We start from the raw sequence: 9,621 nt of genomic DNA on the forward strand, positions 1-9,621 counted from the left end.
GACAGGAACTGCGCTGCGGTGTTGACCTGCGGGTTGGCGGCAGTGTCGGCGTCGGTGTCCGGTTCGGCGAGGCGTTCGAGCACCCGGCGCTCGACGTCGGCCAGGGGGTCGATCCGCGGTCGCGGCCGCGGCTGCTCGACCTGCGGTTCTTCGTCCTGGGATGTCTCGGCAGCGGCTGGGGCAGGTGGTGTGGCCGGCTCGGCCGGTGTCGCGGCCGGGATGAACATCGGCCCTGCGGGACGGTCGGTGAACTGGGCGTTGGGCAGGTTGCCGGCGAGCATCGCCGCGATCAGATCGTGGGCTTGGCCTTTGGTGATGTCGTCGTCGAGGACGAACGGCACGTTCGTCTCCGCGGCCAGGCGCTCGAGGGTGCGCAACTGCCGCTCGGTTGCGGGATGCTCCCGCCAGGCCGGTTGTGCGGCGGCGACCTCGCGCACCGTCTGCTTGGGGACGGCCTCCGGGTCGATACCCAGAGCGTGCAGCTCACTGCGCAGCCGACCTTCCTGCGCCCGCAGCTCACGCCAGCGTCCACGCAGACGGTCGAGCCGTTCGGTGAACGTGGTGACGCGCTGACCGTTGACCTCGATACCCCGGTCGAGACCGCGTTCCTGCGCGGCTCCCAGAGCCCTCTCGGCTTCGGCTAAACGCTCGGTGAGCTTCTCACCCTCTTTACGCAGGTCGAACAGTTGATCGCGGGCCTGTGCCCACTGCGCCTGGATCAGAACGGCAGATCCGGGTCCTGCGGTGGGTTGCGCCGCATCTCGTCCTCGATCAGCGCCGTCAGCTCGTCGGCCAACCGGTCGCGGGAGGTCATCGGTACCGGTTGGTTGTCCTCGATCCGCTGCGCGATCAGGGCTTCTGCCAGCGACAGGAACCATCCCGGCTTCGTCACCCACACCCGTTCCACGACCCGTCCCGCGGTCGGGTTCGGCCTGACGTTCCGAGTCCGCCAGCGATCCGGGTCCTGCGCTGTCCGGGCTGCCTCCCGGCGCTGCTCGATCCGCTGATCCAGAAACGCCTCGAACTCCTCCTGCGCTGCCTGCATCTCGGGGGTCACCTGCGGATACAGTTCGTTCTCCAGGACCATCTCCCGCGCTGCCCGCCACGCTGTTTCCTTCGCGCGGACCGCGTCCTGGTAAGTCCCGTCCGGGGCGGTCGGGTTCGCCTGCTCGAACTGTTCGGCCGCGTCCTCGGTCAGCTGCTGCAGGCGCAGGGCCTCCCGGTCGATCCGCTCCTGCTCGGTCGCCGGATCGACGCCCAGCCACTCGACCAGAATCCGCCTGGTCTCGGCCGCGATCGTCAGGTCGATCCCCTCGACCTGTGTTGTGAATTCCTCGCTCTGCGCCACCGCCCTGTCCTCCCTGATCCTCGGAACCGAATGCCCCCTGCTGGGCGTCTTCCCCCGTCACGCGACCTCCTCGACTGCCCCCGACTCTGGGCGTAGCATCCCCATCCGACGGGACGACTCGTGAGGTCTATTCTACTAGGAACTCCGACATAAAACCACTTCTGACCTGCGGTTTTAGTGTTTTTGTTGGTGCTGGGTCCTACGGCAGTCGGGCGGCGCGAGGAGCAGCCGCGGCGGTCGCCAGAACGAACAGCAGCGGCAGAATCATCAGTCCGCCGAGGCCGGCGAGCACCGCCCGGCCGGTGCTCGCGTGGCGGCGATACGAGCGCGAGGCGCACACGATCGCGCTCGTAGTGGCGAGCGCGTTAAAGATCAGCAGGATCACGAAAAAGCTCATGGTGAAGCCCCCTTCGTCGGCGGGTGTTAGGCCGCAGGTCGGTGTTACAGGTCGAACAGGGAGAACTGATTCTTCGCGGCCGCGGCGTCGGTGTCGCGTTCGTAGCGTTGCGCCATCAATCGTGCAGCGTCCGGTGTGCAGCCGAGTTCCTGCCCGATCTCGTGCCAATCGGCGCCGTCGGTGCTCATCTCCCATGCAGTGCGATGCAGCTCGTCGTCCATGCCGCGCCCCCTTCATATCGGCTCTCAGTTTGTCCATTCTGCATTATTGTTGTTTAGACAACAAGAGCGCCATTTTCCGAGTGCCTCCGCTGCACGTACCGTGCCTAACAACGGACACACATGCTTGAGCACAGGGACACCTGCTTCAGCTTTTAAGACCACGGGTTAGGGAGACCTCCGGGCTGGCTGGAGGCGAGATCCGGAAGACCTGCGTCCTTTGGAGTGAAGATCAAGAAGATGTCGACTCACGCGGGTTTTGGCTTCTGACGGGGGCAGGCCATTACGCTGTGGATTAGCAAACCGTCAACTGGGCAAGGTGGAGGTACATGGGAGCCCCGGCACACGACCCACGCTCCGCAGCCCAGGCTGCGCATGAGCTTGCGATGTCCGAAGTCTCAGACGTACTGGTGAACATCGAGCACGCTATTACGCGCGCGAAGAAAGCGAAGAAGCGCCTCGGCAACAGCCCAGAAGAACACAACGCGCAGCTCGCCTTGGCCGACGCACTCAAGGAACTTGAGCGCACACGCACCCGCTTACAGAAGGATGCCTACTTCAGCGGAGACGAACTGAGGCTGGTGTGACTGTGACCCTCTCCCAGTGGTGACATAGGGTCACCGCTGTGCGTAGCGGTGAAGAGATTCAGAAAGCCCTGGTCAAGTTCCACAAGAAGTGGCGCAACTACCAGGGCAGCGAAAAGAGCGAAGCTCAGACCTTCCTCAACATGCTCTTCGACGCCTACGGCTCCGACCGGCTGGAGGTAGGAGCCAAGTTCGAAGCCTTCAAATCCTCGGCCGGATTCATGGACCTGCATTGGCCAGGGATTTGCATCGTCGAGATGAAGGCACCCCACGTGCACGTCACCGAAGCCCGCGAGCAGGTCAAGCGGTACTGGGAGGAGTCAGCGGATGATGATGCCGATGTCCCCGCCGCCCGGTGGGTGGTGCTCTGCAACTTCCATCAGTTCGAGATTTGGGAGCCAGGCCGCTTCCCGAAGTCGCCCCGCGCTTCCTTCACCCTTGAAGAACTGCCATCCCGTTACGAAGCACTTATGTTCCTCGCTGGCGCCGACCAGCGACCCAACTTCGCCCAGCTCCACAAAGAACTAACTACCCAGGCTGCCGACAAGGTCGGGGAAGTCTATCGATCGTTGATCGACAGGAATGCTGCTCCGCCGGATGAAGTCCAGCGGTTCACTATGCAGTCGATTTGGACGATGTTCGCCGAAGAGCTCGGGCTTCTCGCCGGCGCACCGTTTCAGAACACCGTAGCCAAACTCCGTGGTCGCGCCGAGGAATCAGCGCAGACACTTGGGTTCTTGTTCAAAGTGCTCAATCAGAAGGGAGATCAGCACCGCAGAGGCATCCTGGCCGGCACTCGATACGTCAACGGCCAACTGTTCGCCGATCCCGCATACGTAGAGCTGAACGAAGAGGAGCTTGATGCTCTCTACGAGGCCACTACGTACGACTGGAGCAAGGTCGAACCCACAATCTTCGGATCGCTGATGGAACGCATTATCGGCGGCAAACTGGGCGCTCACTACACTCACGAAGTCGACATCATGAAGATTGTCGACCCCACCATCGTTCGCCCCTGGCAAGACCGCATCGACGCCGCCTCGACCCCCGCTGAGGCCCTTCGCGTCTTGGAAGAACTGTGTTCCTTCCGAGTCCTTGACCCGGCCTGTGGCTGCGGCAACTTTCTTTACGTGGCCTACCGCGAACTGCGCCGCCTTGAGTCCACCTGCAAACAACGCATCGCAGACCTAGCTGCCGAGACCGGGTTGCCGATGCCCCCCGGACCGTATCCATATGTGCGCCTGAACAACTTCTATGGCATCGAAATCCAGCCGGCTGCTGTGCTGATTGCTCGTGTCACCCTGTGGATGGGGCACCGCCAAATGATGGACCAGTATGGCGACGCCGAACCTCCCCTGCCCTTGGTCAATCTTGCTGGTATCACCATCGGCGATGCGGTGTTTGGGTCCTGGCCTGAGGTTGATTGCATTGTCGGTAACCCACCGTTTGTCGGCGACCGAAAAATTCGCGGTGAGCTGGGTGAGCCTTACCTACAGAAGCTGAAGAACGGGTTTCCTTCCGTAGGGGTTGTTGATTTCTGCGCGTACTGGTTCCGCAGGGCCCACGATCATCTCAACGACGGTCAGCGAGCAGGGTTCGTATCAACGAACACTCTTCGCGAGAACAAGCATCGACTGGCCTCGCTGCGCTACATCGTAGATAAGGGTGGTGTCATCACTGATGCCGTATCTACCCAGAGGTGGCCTGGAGAGGCCAAAGTATTTGTCTCCCTTACTAACTGGGTGAAGAACCCGCCTGCGCCGGTGACAGAGTTCTATCTCGACGGAGTGCAGGTCGAGGCGATCAACTCTAAGCTTAAGCCCGGTCCTACCCTCCCGGAACCATACAAGCTGCCTGCGAACAAAGGTAAATCCTTCATTGGGTGCCAGCCAACCGGAGAGGGGTTCATCATTAATGACAAAATCGCTGCCAGCCTGCGCGCTTCCGGAGAAGAAAACGTTGTGCGTCGCTACATCACGAGTGACGACATAGCCGACGTAGTCGAAGCGCGGCCAAGCCGATGGATTATTGATTTTGGCACTATGCCTCTAGAAGAGGCTATGAAGTATCCAAATTCCCTGGCAGTGCTTCGGAAGACAGTTAAGCCGGAACGTGACAACGACCCGGAGCTACGAAAGATCTGGTGGAAGTTTTGGCGGCCCAGACCCGAGATGCGTAAGGCTCTCGCATCGAAGTCTCGCTATCTTGTGTCGACACTGACCGGCAAGCGTCTGCTGTTTACCTGGGCAGACAAGGACTGGTGCCCAAGCAACTTAGTCGGAGCATTCGCTTTCGACGACGATTATTCGATTGGAATCTTAACCTCTACGGCATTCGACGCGTGGGTATGGAATGAGTCATCGACGATGAAGGACGACCTGCGGTTCACGCCGTCTACTGCATTCGAGACATATCCCTGGCCTTCCCCAACGTCAGCCGAGAGGCAGCACGTTGCAGAGGCAGCACGTGACCTCATCAACCGCCGTCAGGAGATTTCACGGACCGAACAGATCGGCCTGACGGCTCTGTACAACCGCGTCGACGAAGGGGCGTATTCAGACCTGTTCAATCTGCACAAGCGTCTGGATGCAGCTGTCGCAGATTGCTACCACTGGCCCCGCAAGATCGCGCAGGATCGATTCGAACTTCTCCAACGGATAGGGACGTTGAACCAGCAAATCGGTCAAGGGGTCGGACAGTACGATCCGTTCTAAAATGGCACAAGATGGGACTCCTCCGACGAGCCGACCACTACTGCCATAGTCTCACCCCATGGCTCCTCGTCCGCACTGGTGGCATGTTCTTCAAGCATCCAAAAATGAGGTACGGCTCGCAGTCGACCTGTACAACCGTTCGGGCGATGCACGACAGCTCGAAGCTTTCATTGTCCACATGTCGATGGGCTGGTTAAAACTCTTACAGGCCCATTTCGAGCAAGCTGGCCGAGATGTCTATATTCGTGACTCTCGCGGGCGGCGTACTCGCCATGAAGATGGTGATTGGAAGTACAAGTCTCTTAGCGCCCTCATGATGGAGTTTTTTACTCCCAACGACCCCAGGAAGGCGAACCTGGACTTCTTTGTGGGATTGAGGAACAGGATCGAGCACCGACATGAAAAGAATATTGCCGCACTGGTAGCCGGCCGCACTCAGGCATATCTACTGAACTATGAAACCACTCTTGTCGAGTTATTTGGCGATGATGAAGCTGTCGCTACAGAATTGCGTTTTCCTTTGTTTCTATCCTCGATCACAGACGATGCAGCCAAGGCAGTAAAAAAGGTTCGCTCACAAGTTCCCCGCGGCGTCCTGGAATGGGTACAAGATTTCGATGCAGGACTATCTCCCGACCTGGCAGCCGACCAGCAGTTCGATTTCCGGATTTACCTAATTCCGTATAAGGGTCCAAAAACTGAAGCAGACGCCGTAATGACCTTCGTACGACCGGAAGAACTCACAGAAGAGCAGAATGCAGTCATGGATCAGGTGCGGACCATTATTCGAGAGAAACAGATTCCTGTAGCTGACCTTGGAACCCTCCGGCCAGGGCAGGTAGTCGAGCGTGTAGCTGCAGAGCTCTCTCGGCCCTTTACAACTCATCATCACACACAAGCGTGGCGTTACTTTGGAGTTCGCCCTCCAGTGGGCGCTGACGATCCCACAAAGACAAAAGCTGACTTCTGTCGATATAATCAGACTTTCGAGCGTTATGTGTATACCGAATCCTGGGTTAGCTACCTCGTTCGAAAGTTGTCGGATCCAGAAACTTATGAAGCGGTTATGACCTGGAAATCATAGAATACTCAGTTGGCTCCCACTATCTATAGGTCGATTCGGTTTCCTTTACGCTTAGAAAAGAAATTTCCGTCCTCGATCATGTGACGCGGCTAAGAACGCGACCGGCTCGAGTCAGTCGCTCTCGTTCCCGATCGGCTGCACGGGCAGCCGAGGATCGCCGGCGCGAGTCAACGCGAGCCCGTGGATCCACTAGACGTGAAACGGTGGACGGGTGCCATTGTCCGCCGCGTTTTGAGGGGACGCCGGCATCATTTAGTCGGCGGGCGATGGCTCGTACGCCGACTCCTTCGACGGCCCATGCCCGCACTTGCCGCAGTACGGCAATTTCTTCCGGGTGCTCCACGAGTTCCCCATCAACCACCCGCTGCCCGTAGGGGGGCGATCCTGTTGCGTATCCGCCGCGTTCGGCTTTCTGTCTCCTGCCTGATTTCAGGCGCTTGACAATCAATCCGCGTTCGAGCTGCGCGGCGGCTCCCATGACCTGCCGGACGAAAGTGCGCATTGGATCGTCATCGTCGTCCGGGAGGTGCTCGCCTCGGTCGGCGGTGAAGACGCGCTTTCCGTGTGCCCACACCACCGAGAGGATCGCTTCCTGCTGGGTGAGGTGACGGGCGAGGCGATCGAGGTTGGGGGCGAGCAAAGCATCGGCTCTCCCCTCAGCGAGCATCTGCAATGCTTCGGAAAGGCCAGGGCGTTCATCGTCGCCGGCCTTACCTGTGATCGCTTCGTCGCGGCAGATCTTCACTATGCGCATGTTGTGAGCACGGGCGTAGCGTCGACAGTCCTTCTCCTGAACGTCGAGCCCGTATCCCTCTAACTGTCCCCCGGTGCTGACGCGAACCAAGACAACAACTCGGTGCGGACTCGATTCGAGGGTGGAGGTCACGCTGAGAGCGTACCTATCTATAGGTATAGATAGAACACCCCAGGTAGATCCGATTTTCGGTCTCACCGACCGGGTCGACGTTCCCCTGGTCCACCCTTTCGTTCACACAGATTGCCGATTCGGTCCGCTGAGGCGTCATTCGACAATTGAAAAGGTGTTTTGACAACTTGCGTTGACAATCAACAACTTTGGCTGCCGTGGATTCAGTCCGACGCGACGTTCGCGATCGCGATCAATGTTTGTCAACCAAAGTTGTCTAAAGGTTCTGACCTCTCTGGTTAGTCATGGTACGTTGACCATATGACAGAAGGTGCTGACCGCAAGGTTGGGCGCATTGACGGGCCGGCGGGCGCGGTGGACGACGCGGCTACCGAGTGGACCGTCGTGGACCACTTCACGGGCACGACGTTCCGGGGTCGTGCCGAAGCGATCGGGCGCAGCGGTCAGCCCGTCCCTCCCGGCAGCGACGTGGACGTTCTGTTCTGGCGCGCCTCGTGCCGCTCCGGATGGAGCGGGCAACTGTGGCCGAACCTCGCCGACTCCTCGGACCTTTCACCGGAGATGAGAGAACGGCTCCACCTGGAGTGGGCGAAACACGTGCTCACCGCCGCGCCCCTGCTCGGGATCGAGACGAAGCAGGCGGAGATTTCCCGGCTTGAGAAAGAGTTGAAGGAGAGGAAGTACGAGCTGACCGATTATGTCTGTGCAGCGCGGGAGCAGAACCTGTCCTGGGCGAAAATCGGTGATGCTGCGGGTATCTCGAAGCAGGCTGCTCAGAAGCGGTGGGAGCGCGAAGATCCGAGACGGATTGCGAAGTTGCACAAGAAGGTCGCGTCGACAAGTGATGAGTTGCAGGCGCAGGTGGACCCTTCGACCCCGGACACCAGCGACCCGGCCTAGCGGCCGTGCTCGTTGCGGTGGCGTTGGATCTGCATGTAGACCCCGGATCTACTGAGGCCGAATCGTTTTTGCAACTGGGCGATGGACTCGCTGCCGGAGATGTACAGCTCATAGAGCTGGCGTCGTTGTTCGGTAGTGAGTTTCGGCTGTCCACCCGGATATCGTCCTGCAGCCTTGGCATGTTCACGGGGACCGGTCAGGCGTAGTTCGTAGATACCGGCCTCGAACGCGGGGAAGACGCTGGTGAACAACTCGAATGCGGTTCGGCCGGCCTCGGTCGCAGGATCGTAGACGGTGCCACTGACATTCAGCCGGGCGCGGTGTTCGCGGATCGCGGCGCTGACCTCGCCCAGGTCTGCGGCGGAGCGGGCGAGGCGCTCGAGGCCGGTGACCGCCACGGCGTCTCCGGGGCGTAGGGCGTCAAGCATCGCATCGCGGTTCGGCAGGCGATGGCGGGTGCCCCGCAATCCGGCGTCGAGGTGGATGTGCTCCGCTCGGACCCCGAGGGCGGCGAGCTGGGTGCGCTGACCCGCTTCGTCTGCTGCGTCACCGACTCTGGCGTATCCGATCACATCCCCACTGTAGTTCATTCAGGAATATTGCTGACAGGACACACGGGGAGCGAAGCACCAGGTAGATGCCGGTTGATGTGGCGTGGGCCGGGAGGACCCGCAGAGGGGGTCGTGGCTCGGTCCTAGTGGGCGTCGGTCGGTGCCGACGCATCCTTCTCGTTGCCCAGAACCCGGCGCAGAAGCCGGGATTCGGCGCGCATGTCCTCCGCCGATCGCAGTGGGCCGGAACTCTCGGGACTTGCTGTGCGCGAGCACATGAATGAATCTGTGATGCGGTACTCGTCGTGGACCTGTTTCAGCTCTTCCGCGGCGGCGAGCATGTCGTTACGGGTGTCGGTGTCGAGTGCATTCCAGGCGTCGGCGATCTCCTGCGCCTGGCGTGCGATTCGCTGTTTCTCGTCGTCGGTGCGGGCGACGGATCGTGGCCTGCCCGATCGGGGGGATTCGGAGTGCCGGCGAAAGTGCCGCAGTCGGGTCCGTAAGCGTTCGAGCATGATTGTCCTGTCCTTGTCCGGATGAGTAACCGCGGTTGTCGCGCCACTGCGGGTCGAGCGTCGTACGGCCGGGAATGACCGTACCGGTCAGGTGGTATCGCTGAGGGGACCAGTAGTGATCTCGGTGGCAAGCCGGTGCGGAGTCGGCGGCGCGGCAGCACAGTTTTTCGGTGGCGCGAGGTTGCTCACATAGCGACGGTGTTGTCTGTAACCCTTTGTATTTTGTTAACGGTCTGACTCAATCCCCCGAGTCACGCCTCCTTCGAATACCTCATATGATATTCACCTGCGAGATGCCTCGGCGACCCCGTTACCTTCTTCGTAGTCCCGCACCGCGGGGCCACGGTCGCCAAGTTCGGTATGACTTCCTACCCCTGTCTCTCGAATGATCCGGGGGGTGGTGTCGCCGAGCCTGGTGGCGTCG

Annotated in this window: 11 protein-coding genes; 4 read left to right on the top strand and 7 right to left on the bottom strand. The window is 60.3% G+C overall.

The genetic code is table 11. From position 1 onward, the window contains the following. From K3M35_RS25010 to K3M35_RS25025, 4 genes are all read right to left on the bottom strand, one after another. The coding region (locus tag K3M35_RS25010; protein WP_259444466.1) for a hypothetical protein at window positions 1-722 on the bottom strand (722 nt) is incomplete at its 3' end. Beyond that, on the bottom strand, window positions 719-1,348 hold the full coding sequence (locus K3M35_RS25015) for a hypothetical protein (protein ID WP_138846338.1): 630 nt from the start codon (window positions 1,346-1,348) through the stop codon (window positions 719-721). The genes K3M35_RS25015 and K3M35_RS25010, both read right to left, overlap by 4 nt. A 199-nt stretch (window positions 1,349-1,547) precedes the next feature. After that, a complete protein-coding gene (locus tag K3M35_RS25020) occupies window positions 1,548-1,745 on the bottom strand; it encodes a hypothetical protein (RefSeq protein WP_259444465.1) in 198 nt (65 codons plus the stop codon). Between the two features lie 44 nt (window positions 1,746-1,789). Then, entirely contained in the window at window positions 1,790-1,966 is a 177-nt protein-coding gene (locus K3M35_RS25025; RefSeq protein ID WP_198162608.1) for a hypothetical protein, read from the bottom strand. Between the two features lie 326 nt (window positions 1,967-2,292). On the opposite strand from K3M35_RS25025, the gene K3M35_RS25030 reads away from it, so the two are divergent. The 3 genes from K3M35_RS25030 to K3M35_RS25040 are packed head-to-tail and all read left to right on the top strand — an operon-like array spanning window position 2,293 to window position 6,345. After that, on the top strand, window positions 2,293-2,550 hold the full coding sequence (locus K3M35_RS25030; RefSeq protein ID WP_157127035.1) for a hypothetical protein: 258 nt from the start codon (window positions 2,293-2,295) through the stop codon (window positions 2,548-2,550). 38 nt (window positions 2,551-2,588) lie between these two features. After that, window positions 2,589-5,261 carry a DNA methyltransferase gene (locus K3M35_RS25035; RefSeq protein WP_220667208.1) on the top strand — a complete coding sequence of 891 codons (2,673 nt, stop codon included), beginning with the start codon at window positions 2,589-2,591 and terminating at the stop codon, window positions 5,259-5,261. A gap of 58 nt (window positions 5,262-5,319) precedes the next feature. Continuing rightward, entirely contained in the window at window positions 5,320-6,345 is a 1,026-nt protein-coding gene (locus K3M35_RS25040) for a DUF3644 domain-containing protein (protein WP_220667209.1), read from the top strand. A gap of 76 nt (window positions 6,346-6,421) precedes the next feature. On the opposite strand, the gene K3M35_RS25045 is transcribed toward K3M35_RS25040, so the two are convergent. Further along, a complete protein-coding gene (locus K3M35_RS25045) occupies window positions 6,422-7,231 on the bottom strand; it encodes a recombinase family protein (RefSeq protein ID WP_220667210.1) in 810 nt (269 codons plus the stop codon). Window positions 7,232-7,531: 300 nt separating this feature from the next. Between K3M35_RS25045 and K3M35_RS25050 the strand changes: the two genes are divergently transcribed. Further along, window positions 7,532-8,131, top strand: coding sequence for a hypothetical protein (locus tag K3M35_RS25050; RefSeq protein WP_052040187.1), 600 nt, complete (start codon window positions 7,532-7,534; stop codon window positions 8,129-8,131). On the opposite strand, the gene K3M35_RS25055 is transcribed toward K3M35_RS25050, so the two are convergent. Together K3M35_RS25055 and K3M35_RS25060 are read right to left on the bottom strand one after the other, a co-directional pair. Next, complete coding sequence (locus K3M35_RS25055) at window positions 8,128-8,703, bottom strand: recombinase family protein (RefSeq protein ID WP_019288865.1); 576 nt, start codon at window positions 8,701-8,703, stop codon at window positions 8,128-8,130. The two genes, K3M35_RS25050 and K3M35_RS25055, sit on opposite strands and share 4 nt — an antisense overlap. Before the next feature lie 122 nt (window positions 8,704-8,825). Further along, on the bottom strand, window positions 8,826-9,197 hold the full coding sequence (locus K3M35_RS25060; RefSeq protein WP_019288866.1) for a hypothetical protein: 372 nt from the start codon (window positions 9,195-9,197) through the stop codon (window positions 8,826-8,828). Between the last annotated feature and the right edge of the window lie 424 nt (window positions 9,198-9,621).

Origin of the sequence: Rhodococcus sp. DMU2021 (assembly GCF_019641445.1) — a bacterium.
In the GTDB taxonomy this organism is placed as follows: domain Bacteria; phylum Actinomycetota; class Actinomycetes; order Mycobacteriales; family Mycobacteriaceae; genus Rhodococcus; species Rhodococcus pyridinivorans.